The organism is Dactylosporangium sp. McL0621 (assembly GCF_049995355.1).
Lineage (GTDB): Bacteria > Actinomycetota > Actinomycetes > Mycobacteriales > Micromonosporaceae > Dactylosporangium.
This window is the reverse complement of record NZ_CP188259.1, coordinates 2,354,962-2,374,287: the sequence shown is the minus strand read 5'-3', so window position 1 is coordinate 2,374,287 and position 19,326 is coordinate 2,354,962. Positions and strand designations below refer to the sequence as shown.

At 74.5% G+C, this 19,326-nt stretch carries 20 protein-coding genes and 1 pseudogene; 13 read left to right on the top strand and 8 right to left on the bottom strand.

Annotated features, from left to right (window positions below):
* Positions 1-54: 54 nt before the first annotated feature.
* Positions 55-2,301, top strand: a complete 2,247-nt coding sequence (locus ACPPVO_RS10995) for a DUF3488 and transglutaminase-like domain-containing protein (RefSeq protein WP_426514602.1) — start codon at positions 55-57, stop codon at positions 2,299-2,301.
* A 243-nt stretch (positions 2,302-2,544) separates the two neighbouring features.
* Here ACPPVO_RS10995 and ACPPVO_RS10990 read toward each other — a convergent pair whose 3' ends face one another.
* Positions 2,545-3,849, bottom strand: a complete 1,305-nt coding sequence (locus ACPPVO_RS10990) for a UDP-N-acetylmuramoyl-tripeptide--D-alanyl-D-alanine ligase (protein WP_426511102.1) — start codon at positions 3,847-3,849, stop codon at positions 2,545-2,547.
* A 128-nt stretch (positions 3,850-3,977) separates the two neighbouring features.
* Here ACPPVO_RS10990 and ACPPVO_RS10985 point away from each other — a divergent pair, with 128 nt between their 5' ends.
* Genes ACPPVO_RS10985 through ACPPVO_RS10965 form a run of 5 tightly spaced genes read left to right on the top strand, consistent with a single transcriptional unit; the run spans position 3,978 to position 8,602 of the window.
* Entirely contained in the window at positions 3,978-4,589 is a 612-nt protein-coding gene (locus ACPPVO_RS10985; protein WP_360383538.1) for a M15 family metallopeptidase, read from the top strand.
* Entirely contained in the window at positions 4,586-5,695 is a 1,110-nt protein-coding gene (gene alr, locus ACPPVO_RS10980; protein ID WP_426511101.1) for an alanine racemase, read from the top strand. The genes ACPPVO_RS10985 and alr overlap by 4 nt, the downstream gene beginning before the upstream one ends.
* A complete protein-coding gene (locus ACPPVO_RS10975; RefSeq protein ID WP_426511100.1) occupies positions 5,692-6,642 on the top strand; it encodes a D-alanine--D-alanine ligase family protein in 951 nt (316 codons plus the stop codon). Before alr ends, ACPPVO_RS10975 begins: the two co-directional genes overlap by 4 nt.
* 47 nt (positions 6,643-6,689) lie before the next feature.
* The gene (locus ACPPVO_RS10970; RefSeq protein ID WP_426511099.1) at positions 6,690-7,943 is read left to right on the top strand and encodes a sensor histidine kinase; all 1,254 of its coding nucleotides are present in this window, start codon (positions 6,690-6,692) and stop codon (positions 7,941-7,943) included.
* Positions 7,940-8,602: a response regulator transcription factor gene (locus tag ACPPVO_RS10965; protein ID WP_360383549.1), complete on the top strand. Its 663-nt coding sequence runs from the start codon at positions 7,940-7,942 to the stop codon at positions 8,600-8,602. The genes ACPPVO_RS10970 and ACPPVO_RS10965 overlap by 4 nt, the downstream gene beginning before the upstream one ends.
* 181 nt (positions 8,603-8,783) lie before the next feature.
* Here the strand turns inward: ACPPVO_RS10965 and ACPPVO_RS10960 are convergent, their stop codons facing one another.
* Together ACPPVO_RS10960 and ACPPVO_RS10955 are read right to left on the bottom strand one after the other, a co-directional pair.
* Entirely contained in the window at positions 8,784-9,062 is a 279-nt protein-coding gene (locus ACPPVO_RS10960; protein WP_426511098.1) for a hypothetical protein, read from the bottom strand.
* The gene (locus ACPPVO_RS10955; RefSeq protein WP_426511097.1) at positions 9,059-9,577 is read right to left on the bottom strand and encodes a hypothetical protein; all 519 of its coding nucleotides are present in this window, start codon (positions 9,575-9,577) and stop codon (positions 9,059-9,061) included. Before ACPPVO_RS10955 ends, ACPPVO_RS10960 begins: the two co-directional genes overlap by 4 nt.
* 67 nt (positions 9,578-9,644) lie before the next feature.
* Here ACPPVO_RS10955 and ACPPVO_RS10950 point away from each other — a divergent pair.
* The 5 genes and pseudogenes from ACPPVO_RS10950 to ACPPVO_RS10930 form a co-directional block, all read left to right on the top strand.
* Positions 9,645-10,088: pseudogene (locus tag ACPPVO_RS10950) on the top strand (carbohydrate ABC transporter permease); the annotation flags it as partial.
* Between the two features lie 73 nt (positions 10,089-10,161).
* Positions 10,162-10,398 carry a hypothetical protein gene (locus ACPPVO_RS10945; RefSeq protein ID WP_426511096.1) on the top strand — a complete coding sequence of 79 codons (237 nt, stop codon included), beginning with the start codon at positions 10,162-10,164 and terminating at the stop codon, positions 10,396-10,398.
* A 51-nt stretch (positions 10,399-10,449) separates the two neighbouring features.
* Positions 10,450-11,292 carry a DUF1565 domain-containing protein gene (locus tag ACPPVO_RS10940; RefSeq protein ID WP_426511095.1) on the top strand — a complete coding sequence of 281 codons (843 nt, stop codon included), beginning with the start codon at positions 10,450-10,452 and terminating at the stop codon, positions 11,290-11,292.
* A gap of 39 nt (positions 11,293-11,331) precedes the next feature.
* Positions 11,332-12,399, top strand: a complete 1,068-nt coding sequence (locus ACPPVO_RS10935) for a right-handed parallel beta-helix repeat-containing protein (RefSeq protein ID WP_426511094.1) — start codon at positions 11,332-11,334, stop codon at positions 12,397-12,399.
* A 43-nt stretch (positions 12,400-12,442) separates the two neighbouring features.
* A complete protein-coding gene (locus tag ACPPVO_RS10930) occupies positions 12,443-13,321 on the top strand; it encodes a DUF72 domain-containing protein (RefSeq protein WP_426511093.1) in 879 nt (292 codons plus the stop codon).
* A gap of 6 nt (positions 13,322-13,327) precedes the next feature.
* On the opposite strand, the gene pth2 is transcribed toward ACPPVO_RS10930, so the two are convergent.
* Genes pth2 through ACPPVO_RS10910 form a run of 4 tightly spaced genes read right to left on the bottom strand, consistent with a single transcriptional unit; the run spans position 13,328 to position 15,758 of the window.
* Positions 13,328-13,678 (bottom strand): peptidyl-tRNA hydrolase Pth2, encoded by a 351-nt coding sequence (gene pth2 / locus ACPPVO_RS10925; RefSeq protein WP_426511092.1) that lies wholly within the window; start codon positions 13,676-13,678, stop codon positions 13,328-13,330.
* A gap of 1 nt (position 13,679) precedes the next feature.
* A complete protein-coding gene (locus ACPPVO_RS10920; RefSeq protein ID WP_426511091.1) occupies positions 13,680-14,489 on the bottom strand; it encodes a metal-dependent hydrolase in 810 nt (269 codons plus the stop codon).
* Positions 14,490-14,532: 43 nt separating this feature from the next.
* Positions 14,533-15,186 carry an SDR family NAD(P)-dependent oxidoreductase gene (locus ACPPVO_RS10915; RefSeq protein ID WP_426511090.1) on the bottom strand — a complete coding sequence of 218 codons (654 nt, stop codon included), beginning with the start codon at positions 15,184-15,186 and terminating at the stop codon, positions 14,533-14,535.
* Positions 15,187-15,245: 59 nt separating this feature from the next.
* Complete coding sequence (locus ACPPVO_RS10910) at positions 15,246-15,758, bottom strand: DUF1707 domain-containing protein (protein ID WP_426511089.1); 513 nt, start codon at positions 15,756-15,758, stop codon at positions 15,246-15,248.
* Positions 15,759-15,947: 189 nt separating this feature from the next.
* Here ACPPVO_RS10910 and ACPPVO_RS10905 point away from each other — a divergent pair, with 189 nt between their 5' ends.
* Positions 15,948-17,219: a sensor histidine kinase gene (locus tag ACPPVO_RS10905; protein WP_426511088.1), complete on the top strand. Its 1,272-nt coding sequence runs from the start codon at positions 15,948-15,950 to the stop codon at positions 17,217-17,219.
* Positions 17,216-17,881 (top strand): response regulator transcription factor, encoded by a 666-nt coding sequence (locus ACPPVO_RS10900; RefSeq protein ID WP_360383569.1) that lies wholly within the window; start codon positions 17,216-17,218, stop codon positions 17,879-17,881. Before ACPPVO_RS10905 ends, ACPPVO_RS10900 begins: the two co-directional genes overlap by 4 nt.
* Here the strand turns inward: ACPPVO_RS10900 and ACPPVO_RS10895 are convergent.
* The gene (locus tag ACPPVO_RS10895) at positions 17,842-19,314 is read right to left on the bottom strand and encodes a GH1 family beta-glucosidase (RefSeq protein WP_426511087.1); all 1,473 of its coding nucleotides are present in this window, start codon (positions 19,312-19,314) and stop codon (positions 17,842-17,844) included. The two genes, ACPPVO_RS10900 and ACPPVO_RS10895, sit on opposite strands and share 40 nt — an antisense overlap.
* Between the last annotated feature and the right edge of the window lie 12 nt (positions 19,315-19,326).

The window sequence follows — 19,326 nt, the reverse complement described above, 5'->3', positions numbered from 1 at the left end:
GGCTGTCGTGATGCGGCGCGTGCGACCGCGCGCGGCTGTCGGGCGGCCGTCGTGATGCGCCGCGTCTTCGTGCCGCTCGCGCTGCTCGGCATGCTGATCCTGAGCGGCCTCGCGCTGGCCCCGATCTACAACGGCACGCTGCTGCCCCTGCTCACCACGGTCGCCGCGGCCGGCTCGGTGCTCATCAGCGTCGCGGTGCGCCGGCTGCCCGCCTTCACGGCCGCGCCCGCCTCGGTGCTCGGCCTGGCCGTGATGGTGTACGTGACCGTGCGGGTGACGGCCGCGGCCGGGCAGATCCCGGGCGCGGTGCCCGACGTGGCCCGCGAGGCCCTCGGCAACAGCATCCCGCGCCTGCTCACCGCGCTGATCCCGATCGAGCCCCAGCCCGACACCGTGCTGCTGCCGGTGATCGCGACCTGGCTGGCGGGGCTGGCGGCGGCCGAGGCCGGCGTGCGGTACCGCCGCGTCCTGCTCTCCTACAGCGCGCCCACCGCGCTGTTCGGGGGCGCGCTCTACCTGGTCGGCCCGGACACGACCGCCGCCCGGGCGACGACGTGGATCCCGATGGCGTACGCGGCGCTGGCGATCCTCGGGCTGATCGCGAGCGCGCGGCCGGACCTGGGCGGCGACACGCTGACCGGGGCCCAGCGCCGCACGCTCGGGCTGCGGGTGGGCGCGGGCGCGGCGGCCGGGCTCGCCGTCATCGTGCTGCTGTCCCAGCTGCTCGGCCCGGCCGTCGCCGAGCAGGGCAACGACAGCCCGGTCGACCCGCGCAACTACGTGACCCCGCCCCAGCTGGACGCCCTCGACGAGAACCCGCTCGTGCGCCTGTCCGGCTGGAACCTGAACAAGGACCAGCACCTCTTCGACGCGGTCGTCACGCGCGGGCCGGGCGCGGAGCAGGAACCGATCATCCGCCTCGCGGTGCTCAACGACTACGACGGCGTCACCTGGCGGATCGGCTCGGTGTACCGCAACGCCGGCCGCGTCCTGGGCCGCTCCGACGGCGACGGGCCCGAGGTCACCCAGGCCATCACCATCGACGAGCTCGACGGCCGGCTACTGCCCGGGATCGCCACCCCGGAGCGGGTCGAGGGCGTGCGCGTGGCCTACGACGCCGAGACGGGCACCGTCGCGCTCGCCGACAGCCTGCGCAAGGGCCTGACGTACACCGTCACCTCCCGCCAGCGGCCCCGCCCCGACGACCAGGCGCTCCTCGTCGCCGAGGTCCCGACGCCGGAGGAGGCGGCCCGGTTCGTGGCGCTGCCGGGCAAGGTGCCGGACTCGATCGCGCAGCTGTCCAGCCACCTCGGCGAGGGGGTCTCCAACCCGTACCAGCGCGCCTTCGCCATCCAGCAGTGGCTGGAAGAGCATTACAAGCTCGTCGCGGACGCGCCCAGCGGGCACTCGTACCCCAACGTCGAGCACTTCCTGTTCGGCAACAAGCAGCTCGGCGGCCAGAAGGGCACGTCGGAGCAGTTCACCGCCGCGTTCGCGGTGCTGGCGCGGCTGGCCGGCCTGCCCACGCGCGTGGGCGTGGGCTTCCAGACCCACGAGGGCCGGAAGGAGATCCACGGCGCCGACGCGATCGCCTGGCCGGAGGTCGAGTTCAAGGGCTTCGGCTGGGTGGCGTTCGACCCGCTGCCGAAGTCCGACACCGTGCAGCGGCCGGTCGAGGACGACTTCAAGCCCAAGGCGCCGCCGTCGCAGCCGCCGCCCCCGTCGGTCCCGCCGCCCTCGGCCGCGCCGAGCGCGCAGTCGTCCGCGTCCGCCCATGCGTCGGCCGCCCCCGCGACCGCCGCCGGCGACCACACGACGCTCATCGCGGTGTCGTCCGCCGCGGCCGCCCTGGTCCTCGTCATCGCTTATTTCGCTTCGGTACCGGTGGTGCTCGCCCGCCGCCGCCGGCGCCGCCTGAGCGAGGGGCCGCCGGGGGTGCGCATCGACGCCGCCTGGCACGAGGTGCTCATCGGCCTGCGCCAGGCGGGGCGGCCGGCGCCGACGCACCTGACCGCGGGCGAGGTCGCCCGGTACGCCGCCAACGCCGCCGAGCCCCGCGCCCACGCCCCGGGCCGTGGGCTGCGCCCGGCCGTGCCGCCGGTGGACGAGCTGGCGACGCTGGTCAACGCCGTGGCCTTCGCGACGCCGGCGACGGGCCCGGGCGAGCCGCAGGCCGTGCGGGCAACGGCCCAGGCCACCGCGTACGTGGAGGATCTGCGGGCCCGCCGCCCCTGGTGGCGCCGCCTGCTGTGGACCTTCGACCCCCGCCCCCTGCGCTGGCACCGCCGCCGCAAAGACTGAGCCCGGCCGGCACGGCAACCACGGCCCGGCCGGCACGACGACCACGACCCGACCGGCACGGCAACCACGGCCCGGCCGGCACGACGACCACGACCCGACCGGCACGGCAACCACGGCCCGGCCGGCACGACGACCACGACCCGACCGGCACGACGACCACGACCCGACCGGCAACCACGACCCGACCGGCACGGCAACCACGGCCCGACCGGCACGACGACCACGGCCCGGCCGCCGCGACGGCTAAACCCGGGCGAGCGCCCGGGCCACGACGTCGAGCCCGGCCGCGCGCGACGCCTTGACCAGCACGGTGTCGTCCGGCCCCAGGTGCTCCTCCAGCCACGCCACGGCGGCCGGGATGTCGCCGAGACCGATCCCGCCGGCCGGATGGGCCGCCGCGCCCACCGCCAGCACCACGTCCACGCCGGCCGCGCGCGCGAAGGCGCCGACCTCGGCGTGGGCCGCCGCGGAGGCCGGGCCCAGTTCCCGCATCTCGCCCAGGACGGCGACCGTCCGGCCGGCGCGCCCGCGGCCGATCGACACGAGCGCCCGCAGCGCGGCGCGCATCGACTCCGGGTTGGCGTTGTAGGTGTCGTCGATGACGATCGGCCCGTCGTCGCGCCGGGACACCGCCATCCGCATCGGGGAGGCGCGCTCGACCGCGCCGAGCCGCCGCGCGATCGCCGGCAGGTCGCCGCCGGCGGCCAGGGCCACCGCGGCGGCGCCGGCGGCGTTGACCACCTGGTGGGCGCCCGACTGCCGCAGGCGTACCGGCTGCCACGCGCCCGCGTAGCCGAGGGCGAACGACGGCCGGGCCAGCCGGTCGAGGCGGACGTCGCGCCAGGTCACGTCGCCCCGGAGGCCGAATGTGAGCACCCGTGCGGGCGTCGGCATCCCGGCCACCCGCGGGTCGTCGGCGTTGAGGACCGCGACCCCGGCGCCGGGCAGCGCGGCCGGCAGCTCGCCCTTGGCCGCCGCGGTCAGCTCCAGCGAGCCGAACGCGCCCACGTGCGCGGACCCGACCCCCAGCACGGCCCCGATGTGCGGCGGCGCGATGTCGCACAGGTAGGCGAGGTGCCCCACGCCCCGCGCGCCCAGCTCCAGCACCAGGAACTCGTCGCGCGGGCGGAGTCGCAGGGCGGTGAGCGGTACACCTAATTCGTTGTTCTGGTTGCCCGCGGTCGCCACCGCGCCGGGCAGCAGCGCCGCGAGGTAGTCCTTGGTGGTGGTCTTGCCGTGCGAGCCGGTCACCGCCAGCACCGTCGGCGCCACCGCCGCGACCACGTGCCGCGCCAGCCGGCCCAGGGCGACCACGGGATCGGCCACGACGACCGTCGGGCGGCCGGTCGGGCGCGAGCCGAGGACGGCGCGGGCGCCGGCGGCGAACGCGTGCCCGTCGGCCCGCTCGCCGGCGATGGCCACGAACAGGCCGCCCGGGTGCGGCGCGCGGCTGTCGAGGTATGCCGGGCCGGTGACCACGAGCGTGGGATCACCGCACACGGTGCCCCCGGTGACGGCGGCGATCTGGGCCAGGCTGAGCGGGATCATGGCTCGATCCTGGGCGGAACGGGGCCGGTCGGCCTCCTCCCCCGGGCCCGGCGGCTCCGCCTTGAGGACCGATCATCGGCACCTCAGACGGAGGCCCCGGGGCGGGCCCGCCGGTCACCGTGTTGACCATGACCGTCCTGCTCTCCGATCCACGGGTGTCCGCCGTTCCTGTCTGCGACGTCGACGAGCCCCTCGTCGCCCTCGACCCCGGCTTCGGACCCGGCCGGGCCCTGGTCCGCCGCGAGCTGGCCGCCCGGCTGGGCACCGCGCGGGCCGCCCTGCCCGCGGGGGTGCACCTGCGTGTGGTGGAGGGCTACCGTCCGGCGTACCGGCAGCAGGCGATCATCGAGCGCTACTCGGCCGAGCTCCGGGCCGTCCGGCCCGACATCGGCGAGCCGGAGCTGCACACCCTGACCAGCCGGTACGTCGCCCCGCTCGCGGTGGCACCGCACGTGGCCGGGGCGGCGGTCGACGTGACCCTGGCCGACGCGTCCGGGCGGGAGCTCGACCTGGGTACCGCGATCGACGCCACCCCGGAGGCGTCCGGCGGCCGCTGCTACTTCGCCGCCGAGGGGATCAGCCGCGAGGCGCGGGCCAACCGGGACCTGCTCGCCCGGGTGCTGGGCCGGGAAGGGCTTGTCAACTACCCCACCGAGTGGTGGCACTACTCCTACGGCGACCGCTACTGGGCGCTGGCCACCGACGCCGTGGTCGCGCTGTACGGCCCCGTGTCCCGGTGAGCCTGCTGGCGCTGCGCCCGCAGGCGACGCTCGAGGTCGACCTGGGCGCCGTCACCGCCAACGTGCGCACGATCCGGTCCCGTACGGCCGGCGAGCTGATGGCGGTGGTCAAGGCCGACGGCTTCGGCCACGGCCAGGTCGACGTCGCGCGGGCCGCGCTCACCGGGGGCGCCACCCGCCTCGGCGTCACAAGCATCGACGAGGCGCGGCCGCTGCGCGCGGCGGGCCTGACCCAGCGGGTCCTGAGCTGGCTCAACCCGCTGGACGCCGACTTCGCCGCGGCGGTGGCGCTCGACATCGAGCTGGGCGTGCCCGGCCTGGACCACCTGCACGCGATCGCGCGTACCGCCCCCGGGGCCCGCATCCACCTGCAGCTGGACACCGGCATGGGGCGGGACGGCGCCGAGCCCGCCCAGTGGGACCGGCTCTGCCGCGCCGCCCGGCGGGCCGAGCGGGACGGCCGATTACAGGTCGTCGGGGTCATGGGCCACCTGCCCTGCGCCGACCGGCCCGGCCACGCCGCGAACGCGTCGGGGCGCAACCGGTTCGCCTGGGGCCTGCAGGTGGCCCGGGCGGCCGGCCTGCGCCCGGCCGACCACCACCTCGCCGCGACGGCCGCCACGCTCAGCGATCCGCTGTCGCACCACACCATGAGCCGCATCGGGGCGGGGCTGGTGGGCATCGACGAGTCGGGCACGCTGCGGCTGCGGCCCGCCCTGACCCTGACCGCCCCGCTGGTGACCGTCCGCAGCGTCCCGGCCGGCACCGCGGTCGGCTACGGGCACACCTGGACGGCCCGGCGCGCGACCCGGCTCGGCCTGATCCCGGTCGGCTACGCCGACGGCCTCCCCCGGCTGGCCTCGGGCCGCGCCGAGGTCTGGGCCGGCGGCCGGCGCCGCCCGGTGGCCGGCCGGATCTCCATGGACATGACCGTCGTCGACCTGGGCCGCGACAGCCCGGCCGCCGTGGGGGACCCGGTGACCGTCTTCGGCCCGGGCGAGCACGGCGAGCCGACCACGGCGCAATGGGCCCGCTGGGCCGAAACCCTCGAACACGAGATCGTCACGGGCCTCAGCGCCCGCCTGCACCGGAGGAGCGCACCATGACCAGCACCCGCGTCGCCGTGATCGGCGGTGGCCGCAACTGCGAGCACGAGGTCTCCCTCGCCTCGGCCGCCGCGGTCGCCGACACCCTGGAACGGGCGGGCTACGACGCCGTCCGCCTCACCATCGACCCCGCCGGCGTCTGGCGCGACCGGGAGGACCGCCCGATCGCGCTGGCCGGGGCGGTGCACGCCCTGCGCTCCTGCGCGGTGGCGTTCCCGATGCTGCACGGCCCGCACGGCGAGGACGGCACGCTGGCGGCGCTGTGCGACCTGGCCGACGTGCCGTGGGTCGGATCGCCGCTGGGCGCCGGCGCGCTGGGGATGGACAAGTGGGCCACCAAGCTCGTCGCCGGCGCGCTCGGCATCGCCACGGCGCCCGGGCGGCTGCTGACCCGGGCCGGCGCGGACGCGTACACCTTCACGCATCCGGTCGTGGTCAAGCCGGTCGCCGCCGGCTCCAGCCTCGGGGTCACCCTGGTGCGCGACGCGGCCGGGCTCGGGCCGGCGCTGGACGCCGCGTTCGCCCACGACGCCCGGGTCCTCGTGGAGGACCTCGTGACCGGCCGGGAGATCGACGTGGCCGTGCTGGGCCGCCGGGACGGATCGCGGGTCGTGGCACCGGCGCTGGAGATCGTCGTGCCCGACGGCGAGATCTTCGACCACGCCGCCAAGTACGGCGGCGCGCCCGACTTCCGCATCCCGGCGCCGCTGGACGAGGCCGACCGCAAGGACCTCGAGCGGGCGGCGGTGGGCATGTACGACGCCCTGGGCTGCGCCGGGGTGGCCCGGGTCGACTTCTTCCTCACCGCGCAGGGGCCGGTCCTCAACGAGGTCAACACGACGCCGGGCTTCACCGCGCAGTCGCAGGTGCCCAGAATGTTCGCCGCGACCGGAATGTCCTTTGCCGCGCTGCTCGACCTGCTGGTGCGCGATGCGCTGCCGGCCTGACCTCGCCGTTGCTTTGCCGGGCGGGCCGTGCGGATGGTTCGCTTGAGGTGACCCGACCCGCGTACCTGGAAGACCCGATGACCGAGACCGACTGGCGCCCGTGGTTGCCCGAGGCGATCACGGCGCTCGTCGTGCTCGCGTTCGGCCTCACCGAGGCCCTCGTGACCTGGGCGGTGACGGGCGGCAACCTCGTCGGCTTCGCGCAGGCGGTGACCGTCGCCTTCGCCGTCGCGCTGTGCCGCCGCGCGCCGGAGGCGGCGCTCGGGCTGGTGTGGGGGCTGGGCCTGCTCCACGTGCTGTTCGGCGCGCCGCTCATGCTCATCGAGTTCGCGCTGACCGCCGTGTTCTACGGCGGTGCGCGCTGGGGCCGCCCGCCGACGGTGGTGATGAGCGCGCTGTCGGTACCGCTGGCCGTGGTCGTGGCGTTCGTCCTGCACGACGGCAACACCGTCAGCCTGCACCTCCTGCTGGGCGGATCGCGGCTGGGCGTCCTCATCCGCGAGCAGTCGACCCTGCGGCTGGCCCTGGCGCTGATCGGGCTGCTGGTCGTCGCCGCGCCCTGGCCGGCCGGGCTGCTGGTGCGCTCCCTCGAACGGGCGAGCACCTCCCGGACCGCGATGCTCGCCGCCGAGGAGGTCGCCGCCGGGGCCCGGCGCGAGACGGAGCACGCCCACGAGATCGCGCACCTGCGCGACCAGCAGACCCGCCTGGCCCGCGACGTCCACGACGTCGTCGGGCACTCGCTCGCGGTGATCCTGGCGCAGGCCGAGTCGGGGCAGTACCTGGACGACACCGAGCGGCTGAAGAAGGTGCTGCAGACGATCGCCACCTCGGCGCGCTCGTCCCTGCGCGACGTACGGCAGGTGCTCTCCTCGACCCAGGACACGGGGCGGGGCGACGCGGACCGGTTCGAGGGCCTGATCGCGGGCGTACGCAGCGGCGGGCACGAGATCGTCGTGACCGAGCTGGGCGCCCCGCGCCAGCTGCTGCCGGACGCCGCCGAGGTGGCCTACCGGGTGCTGCAGGAGATGCTCACCAACGCCATCAAGCACGGCCGGCGGGATCGGCCCATCACGGTGGAGCGGGGCTGGCCGCCCGGCGGCGGAGCGGGGGTCCTGCGCATCGAGGTGACGAACACGACCGAGCCCGCCGATCCCGCCGTAGCCGCCAACGCCGGGCGCGGCCTGGACGGCATGCGGCGGCGGCTGGAGGCGATCGGCGGCCGGCTCGACGTGCGCCGGCCCGAGAGCGCCACCTTCACCGCCGCCGCGTTCGTGCCCGTCCGGGGCGGCGCGGGATGAGCGAGGAGATCACCGTCCTGCTCGTCGACGACCAGGAGCTGTTCCGCGAGGGGGTACGGGTCATCGTCGACGCCCAGGAGGGCATGCGCGTGGTCGGCGCGGCCGGCGACGGCGTAGAGGCGGTCCGCCTCGTCGAGGAGCTGCAGCCCGACGTCGTCCTCATGGACGTCCGGATGCCGCACATGGACGGCGTCGAGGCGTCCCGGCAGATCTTCACGCCCGAGCGGGTCGCCCGCCGGACCAAGCCGGTCCGCGTCATCGTGCTGACCACGTTCAACCTCGACGACCGGGCCGCCACCGCGATCCGCCACGGCGCGAGCGGCTTCCTGCTCAAGGACACCACGCCGCTGATGCTGCGCGACGCGATCCGCACCGTCCACGGCGGCAACGCGGTGCTCGCCCCGCAGGACCTGGCCACCCTGCTGGACCAGCAGTTCCAGGCCGAGACGGCGCCGCCGGCGGCGTTCCTCGGGCTGACGGACAAGGAGCGCGAGGTGTTCACCGCCGTGGCCCGGGGCCTGTCCAACGCGGAGATCGCCGGCACGGTGTTCGTCAGCGAGTCCACGGTCAAGACCCACGTGGGCGCCATCCTGCGCAAGCTGGCCCTGCGCGACCGGGTCCAGATCGTCGTGTTCGCCTACGAGCACGGCCTGGTCTGAAGCGGCGCGCGGCCACCGCTTGGGATCAGGCGCCGCGGCCACCGCTTGGGATCAGGCGCCGCGGCCACCGCTTGGGATCAGGCGCCGCGGCCACCGCTTGGGATCAGGCGCCGCGGCCACCGCTTGGGATCAGGCGCCGCGGCCACCGCTTGGGATCAGGCGCCGCGGCCACCGCTTGGGGTCAGGCGCCGCAGCCGCAGCCGCTCCCGCCGCAGCCGCAACCGGCACCGGCCGGCGCCGCCCGCCGGGTGCTGCGGCGGCGGTGCAGCCACCACAGGCCCAGCGCGGCCACGACCAGCCCAGCCGACGCGGCGAGGAGCGCCCGCTCGAGAATGGCCGCCCCGGCCGTGGTGAGCACGCCGGCCGCGATGAGCACGGGCAGGGCGCAGCAGGCGGCGCACGCGACCGCGGCCAGGGCGCCGGAGATCCGCGACGACCGCGGCGGCCGGCCGTCGATCATCGGTTCGCCCCGTTCGCGCCGTTCGCCCCGTTCGCGCTGTTCGCCCCGTTCACGCTGTTCGCCCCGTTCACGCTGTTCGCCCCGTTCACGCCGTTCGCCCCGTTCACGCCGTTCGCCCCGTTCACGCCGTTCGCCGCGTTCGCCCCGGTCGCGCCGTTCGCGACGGCGCCGGCCCGCCCGGCGAGGGCCGCGAGCACGTCGGCGTACGCCGCGGGCACCTCGACGTCGAGCTGCACGTCGGCGTACGCCGCGGGCACCTCGACGTCGAGCCGGAGCCCGGCCGCCTCCGGCGTGACCGTGAACGTGAAGAACGAGCAGCACTGCGTCTCGCGCGCGGCCAGGTCGCGCACGGTGGCCTCGAGCCCGGCCGGGCCGTCCAGGCGCATCCGCGCGTGGGTCGGGCTCACCATGGTCACCGCACGGACCGCGGTCGCGAAGAGCGCGTCGAACTCCGCGAGCCGCAGCGGCTGCTCCGCGGTCGGCAGGGTGCACGCATCGGGGACGTCGAACGCCATCGCAGGCTCCTCGAGGTGGTAGGAAACGAAGCTGTCCCCGGACGGTAGGCCCGTACCCCGGTACCGGATGCAACTGATCTACTGGATCGTCGTCACCAGCCTCAAGACCCAGGCGAACTACTTCACCACCAACACGTTCGCGCCGCCGTCCGACCCGACCCCGGCCAACTACCGCCTCGTCGTCGACAACGACTTCGCCCGGTACTGCCTCAACAGCGTCATCGTCACGGCCGGCGCGGTGATCCCGGCCGTGGCCCTGTCGTTCATGGCCGCCTACGCCGTCGTCCGCGGCGTCGGCAACCGCTGGCTGCGCTGGACCAACTCGGTGTTCCTGCTCGGACTCGCGATCCCCCTGCAGGCCGTCATCATCCCGGTCTACCTGATCATCATCCGGCTGAAGCTGTACGACTCCCTGCTCGCGATCGTCCTGCCCTCGATCGCGTTCGCCATCCCGCTGTCGGTGCTCGTGCTCACCAACTTCATCCGCGACGTGCCGAAGGAGCTGTTCGAGTCGATGCGGATGGACGGCGCCTCCGAGTGGGGCACCCTGTGGCGGCTGGCGTTCCCGGCCCGCCCTGGTCACCGTGACGATCTACAACGCGCTGAGCATCTGGAACGGCTTCCTGCTGCCGCTGGTGCTCACCCAGAGCCCCAACCGGCGGACGGTACCGCTGGCCCTGTGGACGTTTCAAGGCCAGTTCGGTGTCAACGTGCCGGCCATCGCGGCGTCGGTCACCCTCACCACCATCCCGATCGTGGTGCTGTACGCCATCGGCCGACGACAATTGCTCAGCGGACTCACCGCCGGCTTCGGCCGCTAGCCCGAACCACCACGCCGACGAAAGGCCCGACCTGTGACATCCGAAATTCACGTGGCGACCGATGGTGCCGACTCCGCCGACGGCTCGGCGGCCCGGCCGTTGCGCACCATCGGCCGGGCCGCGGAGCTGGCCCGCGCCGGCGACACCGTCATCGTCCACGCCGGGGAGTACCGGGAGTGGGTCAAGCCCCGCCGGGGCGGTCTGAGCGACGCCCGCCGCATCACCTACCAGGCCGCCGCCGGCGAGCACGTCGTCATCAAGGGGTCCGAGCGGATCACCGGCTGGGAGCCCGACGGCGGCACCGTGTGGAGGGCGACGGTGCCGAACACCCTCTTCGGCGAGTTCAACCCCTACGCCGAGGAGGTCACCGGCGACTGGACCGTCTACCGCAAGGGCGCGCCGCACAAGCACCTCGGCGAGGTCTACCTCAACGGCCGCAGCTTCTACGAGGTCGCCTCCCGCGCCGAGCTCGACGACCCGCCGCGGCGCACCGAGGTCCTCGACCACTGGACCGGCACCACCGTCGCGATCGGCGACCCCGAGCAGACCAGGTATGTCTGGTACGCCGAGGTCGGCGCCGACGGCACCACGATCCGGGCCAACTTCCAGGGCGCCGACCCCAACGCCGAGCTGACCGAGATCAACGTGCGTCGGTCCGTGTTCTACCCCGACGCCCATCACCTCGACTACATCACCGTCCGCGGGTTCGAGCTCGCCCACGCCGCCACCCCGTGGGCGCCGCCGACCGCCGACCAGCCCGGCCTCATCGGCCCGAACTGGGCCAAGGGCTGGATCATCGAGGACAACGTCATCCACGACGCGAAGTGCTCGGCCGTCTCGATCGGCAAGGAGGCGTCGACCGGCCACAACTACGCCAGCGACCGCGGCGACTAGCCGGGCTACCAGTACCAGCTGGAGTCCGTCTTCACCGCCGTGCAGCACGGCTGGGACAAGGAGACCATCGGCTCCCACGTCATCCGCCGCAACACCATCCGCGACTGCGGGCAGACCGCCATCGTCGGCCACCTGGGCGGCGTGTTCTCCACCATCGAGGACAACCACATCCACGACATCGCCGTCAAGCGCGAGTTCTACGGCTACGAGATCGCCGGCATCAAGCTCCACGCCGCGATCGACGTGACGATCCGGCACAACCACATCCACCACTGCTCGCTCGGCGTCTGGCTGGACTGGCAGACCCAGGGCACCCGGGTCTCCCGTAACGTCCTGCACGCCAACCGCCGCGACCTCTTCGTCGAGGTCAGCCACGGCCCGTACCTCGTCGAGCACAACGTCTTCGGATCGCCGGCCGCGCTGGAGGTGTTCAGCCAGGGCGGGGCCTTCGTCCACAACCTCGTCCTCGGTACCGTGCGCCTCGAGCCCGTGCTGGACCGGGCCACCCCGTACCACCGCCCGCACAGCACCCAGGTCACCGGGTACGCGGTCATCCTCGGCGGCGACGACCGGTGGATCGGCAACCTCTTCGCGGGCGCGGACCCGGCGGCCGCCTACGGCCCCGACGCCGAGGGCGTGGCCCCGGCCACCGCGGGCACCGCCGGCTACGACGGGCACCCGGCGTCGTTCGAGGAGTACCGCGACCGCATCGACGCCCAGCCGCCCGGCGACCACCAGCGCTTCGCGGGCGTACGGCAGCCCGTCTACGCCCGCGGCAACGTCTACGCACCGGGCGCCCGGGCGTTCGCCGGCGAGCACGGCGCGGTGGTCCTGCCCGCGGCGACGCTGTCGATCGACTCCGAGGACGACGCCTGCTACCTGGCCGCCGACCTGCCCGCGGAGTTCGACCGCGCCCGGCTCGACCCGATCGGCGGCCGCGACCTCGGACGGGTGCGCTTCCCCGACGCCGAGTTCGAGGAGCCGGACGGCACCCCCGCCCGCCTGGACATCGACCTCACCGGCGAGACCCGGTCGCCCGGCCTCCCGGCAGCGGCCGGGCCGGTGGCGGGACTCACCGCCGGGAGGAGCCGGGTCCGGATCTGGTAGCCCTCCGGTTGCCGATGCGGCCCTATGGAGTTTCCATAAATACATGGGTGTAATTCGGCTCGGTACGGCGTCCTGGGCGGATCGGCAGCTGCTGGCGTCGGGCTGGTACCCGCGCGAGGCCCGCACGCCCGCCCAGCGTCTTACGTACTACGCGCGGCAGTTCGACATCGTGGAGGCCGACACCAGCTACTACGCGATCCCGGCCCCGGAGACCACCGCGGGCTGGGTCGCCGCCACGCCCGCCGGGTTCACGTTCGACGTCAAGGCGTTCTCCCTGCTCACCGGGCACCCGACGCCGGTGCGCGCGCTGCCGCCGGACCTGCGCCCCGAGGGCGTCACGGGCACGGTCCGCCGCTCCGACCTGCCCGGCGCGACCGTGGACGCCGTCTGGCGCCGCTTCCACGCGGCCCTGGAGCCGCTGCGCCCGCGGCTCGGGACGGTGCTGCTGCAGTTCCCGCCGTGGCTCGCCCACGGCGAGGCCGCGATCCGGCGCATCGAGGACACGATCGCCCGCTGCCGGCCGCTGCGCCCGGCGGTGGAGCTGCGCCACGGCTCGTGGTTCGAGGGCTCGCGGCGCTCCCTGGAGACCCTGCTCATGCTCCAGCGGGCGGAGGCCTCGTTCGTGGCGGTGGACATGCCCCAGGGGTTTCCGTCGTCGGTACCGCCGGTGCTGGCCGTCACCGCCTCCCCCGCGGTCGTGCGCTTCCACGGCCACAGCAAGGTGTGGGAGCGGGGCTCGAAGGAGGACAAGTTCCGCTACGCCTACTCCGAGCGGGAGCTGGCGGACTGGGCCGAGCGCCTGCGCATGCTCAGCAACGACGCCGACGAGGTGCACGTGCTGATGAACACGTGCTGCGCCGGCCAGGCCCAGCGCGACGGGGCGCGCCTGGCCGAGCTGGTGGGCGTGCGGATGGCCGCCTGAGCCGGTTCAGAGCAGCGACAGCTGCCCCGTCACCGGGTGCAGCTCGTCGTGGCGCGCCGGGCCGATCGCGCAGCACGTCGCCGTGCCGGACGCGACCTGCGTGCGCCCGGCGTCGTGGACGACCTCGACCGGCAGCCGCGCCTCCTCGGCCGCAGCGACCACGAGCCCGAGCGTGTCCTCGTCGGCGACCTTCAGCACGACCTTCGGCTGCCCGGCGCGCCACCAGTCGGCGAAGGCCGGGGTGGACTGGCTGCGCAGCGCGGCGATGACGGCGGCGTGGGCGGCCTGCGCGGCCATCTTGCCCTTGCCCATGCCGAGATCGGTGCGCATGACGATGACGAGCCGGGTTTCGCTCATCTCACAAGGTTAGGTCGAAGCGCTGCATGAGGGCCGGCGCCACGAGTACCGCGGCCGCGAAGATCGCGACCGTGGCGAAGACGGTGCGCAGGAAGACCGTCTCGGTCTTGTCGCCGGCGGTGAGCGCGATGCGGTGCGGCAGGCCGATGCAGCGCCACATGCGCCGGCCGGTCGGGATCGGCCACAGGATGGGCGAGCCGTGCCGGGTGATCATGTCGCCGAGCAGGTGGATGAGGCCGCCGATGCCGACGGCCACGCCGAGCAGCGGGTAGCCGCGGTCGCCGGGCAGCCGCTCGTAGACGACGAAGGCCGCGCCGGCCGCGGCGAGCGTCACGATGACCCAGCCGGCGCGCTCGGCCCACTTCTCGAACAGGCCCCGCAGGGCGAGGGCGAACGCGAAGAAGAGCACGCCCATGACGGCCCACTTGCCGTAGGCCTGGCACAGGGCGAGCGTGCCGTAGCCGACGCCGACGTTGAACACGATGGTGTGCGTGAGCGTGCGGTGGCCGTTGCGCCGCGGCGGGTCGTGCTTCATGCGCGTGAGCTTGTAGACGCCGAGCGAGAACTTCTCGATGCACTCGGCGAGGAACAGCGAGAAGACGCCGAACGTGTGCGCGACAGTCGCGCCGCCCTGCCGGCTGGTGACCCGGCCGGAGAGGTCCAGGTCGGGCACGAGTGCGCCGCCGGCGCAGATCGCGGTGCCGACGGCGAGCTGGAGCGGCGTCTGGTGGTAGTGCCCGAGCTGCTCCAGCGCGAGCGACCCCGTCAACCAGACAGCCGCCCCGGACAGCGCATGCGAGGAGCCCATCATGCGCAGTGACTATCCCAGGTGGACGGTCATTCGTACATAGGATCTACAGTCGCATCAAAGTGCCCGCAACGTCGAGTGTCGTTGCCGTCATCCGCGCCGCGGCGTCCGAGGCCAGGTAGAGGGCCGCATAGGCGGCGTCGTCCACGGTGGACTCGCGAGGTGTCCAGGACACGACATTCGCGCGCACGCCGGACAGCGCGAACAGCCGTGCGTAGTGCTGGGTGAGCGCCGTCACCCCGCCGCCGACCGCGTTGGTGGCCGGGTCGGTGCCCACGGGCGCGAGCGTGACGACCGCGCCGGTGCCGGACTCGGCCATGGCGGGCACGAACGCCTGCAGCGCCAGGAAGGTCGCGGTCAGTCCACTGTCGACGGTGCGCTGCCAGCCGCCGGCGCCCTGCTGGCCCGGCAGCACGAAGAGCAGCTCGGGCGCGCCGAGCTCGCCGAGGACACTGTGCCGTACGGCATCCATGGCCGCGGCGTCGGCGCACTCCAGCCCGGTGGCGACGACCCCGACCGCCTCGGCGCCGTTCCAGCGCAGCTCGTCGACGAGGTCGGCGAGGGACAGTTCGTCGGGGCCGACGACGGCCACGCGCGCGCCGCGCTCGGCCAGCAGCCGGCAGACGGCGGCGGCGACCCCGTCGGAGCCGCCCAGCACGACCGCGATCCGGCCCTTGAGCTCAAAGGATGATCCAAACACGACGGCCCCTCCCCGGGTCGCCGGGGGCCGCCGTGTGGCGACGGCGGCCCCCGTCCTTGTCAGCGGCTCCAGCCCTGCTTCTGGTCGGACGCGGCCCCCCACGGTCCGCGCCCCCAGTCCCCCCGGCCGTGCCCGTGGTGATGTCCCCACGGCCCGCGGCCGAAGCGCGGGTGGCCGCCGTAGGCCCGCCAGCGCGCATGCCGGGCCAGGCCGAACACCATGAAGAAGAGCGGGATCGCCGGCCAGAAGAAGTGCGCGCCCGAGAGCGCCCACAGCCCGGTCAGCGTGGCGGCGACGACGGCGACGAAGCCGGCGTGGCCGAACAGGTGCCGGCGGCCGTCCCGGGCGAACTGCTCCCGGGCCTCCGGCGTCTCGTGCAGCCCGCGCCGCCCCCCTTCGGGCAGGTCGGCGGTGAGCGGCGGCAGTTCGTCGCGGAACTTCGCCGCGTACACCTGCGCCAGCCGCTCCTCCCCCTCCTCGAGCGTGAGCCGGCCCTCGGTCATGCCGGCCCGCATCATGTTGGCGTATTGTTCGCGCTCCTCGTCCGAGGCACGCACCCTCTCGCCGGCCATGTCGTCGGCCCCCTTCCGTTGATGGACTCCAGCGTGCCGAAGCGCGGCGCCGGGCGCGTCGCACCGGGGACGGCTCATGCGGTACCTCCGGCGACGCAGCCGGGCCGGGCGTGTACTCCCGCGGGAGTACTCGCCGCCGCGCCGGGAAGGCGATGCCGCTGGTGAACCGCCTCCACTACGGTTTGTGCCGTGAGGAGAAACGCGCCGTGGGCCAGCGAACAGCGCGCCGCGCACCTCGAGCGCAAGCTCAAGCGCTTCGAGGAGCGGCTGGAGCGCCGCCGCGGGCAGAGGTTCCGCGGCCCGCACTCCGTGCCGCTCGCGGTGTTCCTCGCGCTCGTGCAGGTCTTCGGCACCCGCGCCGCCGCCTACGGCTCGACCGGCCACACCCTGGACGAGACCGGCTACCTCCTGCTCATCGCCGGCCCGGCCGCGCTGCTGTTCCGCACCCGGCTGCCGCTGTTCGCGCTGGCCGGGGCCCTGACGGCCACGGTCGCCTACTTCTCGCAGCTGTACCCCAACGGGCCCGGCTTCATCGCCGCGCTCGTGGCGGTGATCAGCGCGCTCAACGCCGGCTTCCGCTGGCTGACGTGGCTGGCCGTCATCGTGGCGTACACCTCCTATGTCGTCCTGGTCCTTCCCCACGCCTCGCTGGCCCGCCTGGTGGTGATCGGCGTGTGGTGCCTGATCATCTCCGTCTTCGGCGAGGCCGCCCGGGCACGCGGCCTGCGGTACAGCCAGATGGCCCGCGACCGCGCCCACCAGGAGGCCCTCGCCCGGGCCGAGGAGGAGAAGGCGCGCAAGGAGCAGCAGCGCCGGCAGGCCAGCGACGAGCGGCTCCTGATCGCCCGCGAGCTGCACGACGTCATCGGCCACCACCTGTCCCTGATCAACGTCCAGGCCGGCGTCGGGCTGCACCTCATGGACGAGCAGCCGGAGCAGGCCCGCGTGGCGCTCAGCGCGATCAAGCACGCGAGCGCCGAGGCGCTGCGCGAGACCCGCGCCGTCCTGGCCGGGCTCAACCCCGGCGAGGCGGCCCCGCGCACGCCCGCCCCCGGCCTCGCCGACCTGGAGCGCCTGGCCGGCGAGGCCCGCGGCGCCGGGCTGCCGGTCACCGTGGACACCGTCGGCGCGCCGCGCGCGCTGCCGCCGCAGGTCGACCGGGCGGCGTACCGCATCGTGCAGGAGGCCCTGACCAACGTGCGCCGGCACGCGGGCCCGGAGGCGACGGCCACGGTCGTGGTGGCCTACGGCCCGCGCGCGCTGACCCTCACCGTGACCGACAACGGCGTCGGCGCCGCCGCCCCGGCCCCGGGCCCGGCCGCCGAGTCGGGCGGCAACGGCATCGCCGGCATGCGCCACCGCGCGGCGACGTTCGGCGGCTCGGTGGAGGCCGGGCCGCGCGACGACGGCGGCTTCGAGGTCCGCGCGACAATCCCCCTGAGCGAGGAAGAGACGACGTGATAAAGGTTCTGCTCGCCGATGACCAGGCCCTCGTGCGGGCCGGCTTCCGCGCCCTGCTCGACGCCCAGTCCGACATCGAGGTGGTGGGCGAGGCCGCGGACGGCGCGGAGGCGGTGCGGCTGACCGCCCGGACGCGTCCCGACGTGGTCCTCATGGACATCCGCATGCCGGTGCTCGACGGGCTGGAGGCGACGCGGCAGATCGCGGCCGACGCCGCCCTCCGCGACGTCCGCATCGTCATCCTGACCACGTTCGACCTCGACGAGTACGTCTTCGAGGCGCTCCGCGTGGGCGCCAGTGGCTTCCTGGTGAAGGACACCGAGCCGGTGGACCTGCTGCGCGGGGTCCGGGCCGTGGCCGGAGGCGACGCCCTGCTCTCCCCCGGCGTGACCCGCCGCCTGATCGAGGAGTTCGCCAGCCGCTCCCGCGCCCCGCTGGCCCCCATGTCGCTGGACACGCTGACCGACCGCGAGCGCGAGGTCATGGCTCTGGTGGGGGCCGGGCTGTCCAACGAGGACATCGCCACGAAGCTCTTCGTGAGCCCGGCGACGGCCAAGACCCACGTGAGCCGGGCCATGATCAAGCTCGGCGCCCGCGACCGCGCCCAGCTGGTCGTGTTCGCCTACGAGGCGGGGCTGGTCCGTCCCGGCTGGCTGGGCTGAGCGCTCCCGCCGCCGTCGAGGCCGTTGCGGGCGATCACGCCGCGGTACCACTCGGCGCTGGCCTTGCGCCGCCGGTCCCGCGTGGCCGGGTCGACGCGGATGAGGCCCCAGCGCTGGGAGTACCCCTCGGCCCACTCGAAGTTGTCCAGCAGCGACCAGACGTGGAAGCCCTGCAGCCGTACCCCGGCCTGGACCGCCCGGTGCGCCGCGGCGAAGTGGTCGCGCAGGAACGCGATCCGGTCGTCGTCCTGCACGTCGTTCGTGGTCGGCATGCCGTTCTCGGTGATCGTGAGCGGGATGTCGCCGTAGTCGCGCTTGATGCGGGTCAGCAGGTCGTACAGGCCGTCGGGGTACACCTCCAGCCAGGTCGCCTGCGTCGTCGGGTGCTGTTTCACCCGGCCGCCCTTGGCGTCGACGAAGACCGGGTTGTAGTACTGCACCGCGAGCAGGTCGGTCCGCTCCCCGAGCACGGCCGCGTCGCCGTCGCGGACCGCCGCGCGCACGGGCGCCGGCTGGCCCGCGAGCCACCCGTCGGGGTACTTGCCCAGCAGCACCGGGTCGAGCCAGCGCAGGTTCTCCTCGACGTCGAGGGTGGCCGCCTGCTTCGCCGCCCCGGCCGAGCCGTCCGCGGCGTACACCGGCGAGAGGTTGAGCGCCGCGCCGATCCCGCCCTTGCGCCCGCTCGCCCGGAACGCGCGCACCGCGAGCCCGTGCGCGAGCAGCAGGTGGTGCCCGGCCACGTTGGCGATCTTGCGGTCCTTGATGCCCGGCGCGTGGGTCCCGGTGACGTACCCGAGCGACACCACCGTCTTCGGCTCGTTGAGCGTCAGCCAGGTCGTCACCTTGTCGCCGAGCGAGTAGAACATCTGCTGCGCGTAGTCGGCGAACCACTGCGCACAGTCCCGCTGCTCCCAGCCGCCCCGGTCCTGCAGCGCCTGCGGGGTGTCCCAGTGGAACAGCGTCGCCACGGGGGTGATCCCGCGGGCGAGCAGCCCGTCGACGAGCCGGTGGTAGAAGTCCAGCCCCCTGGCGTTGAGCGCGCCCCGGCCCTGCGGCAGCACCCGCGACCAGGAGATCGAGAACCGGTAGCTCTTCAGGCCCAGGTCCTTCATGAGGTCGAGGTCCTCGTAGAGCCGGTGGTAGTGGTCGGCCGCCACGTCCCCGGTGTCGCCGCCGTGCGTGCGCCCCGGCTGGTGGCTGAACGTGTCCCACACCGACGGCCCGCGCCCGTCCTCGGCCGCGGCCCCCTCGATCTGGTACGCCGACGTGGAGGCGCCCCACGCGAACCCGTCCGGGAACCGGAGCGGGCCGGCGGCCGGCGTGGGGGCCTGGGCGGGAGCCGCGGCGGAGCGGCCCGGGGCCGGATCGTCCGGAGAGCAACCCGTGGCGACCGCCCCGGCGGCGGCGAGGGTGAACAGGTGACGCCGTCGCATCCCAACGACGGT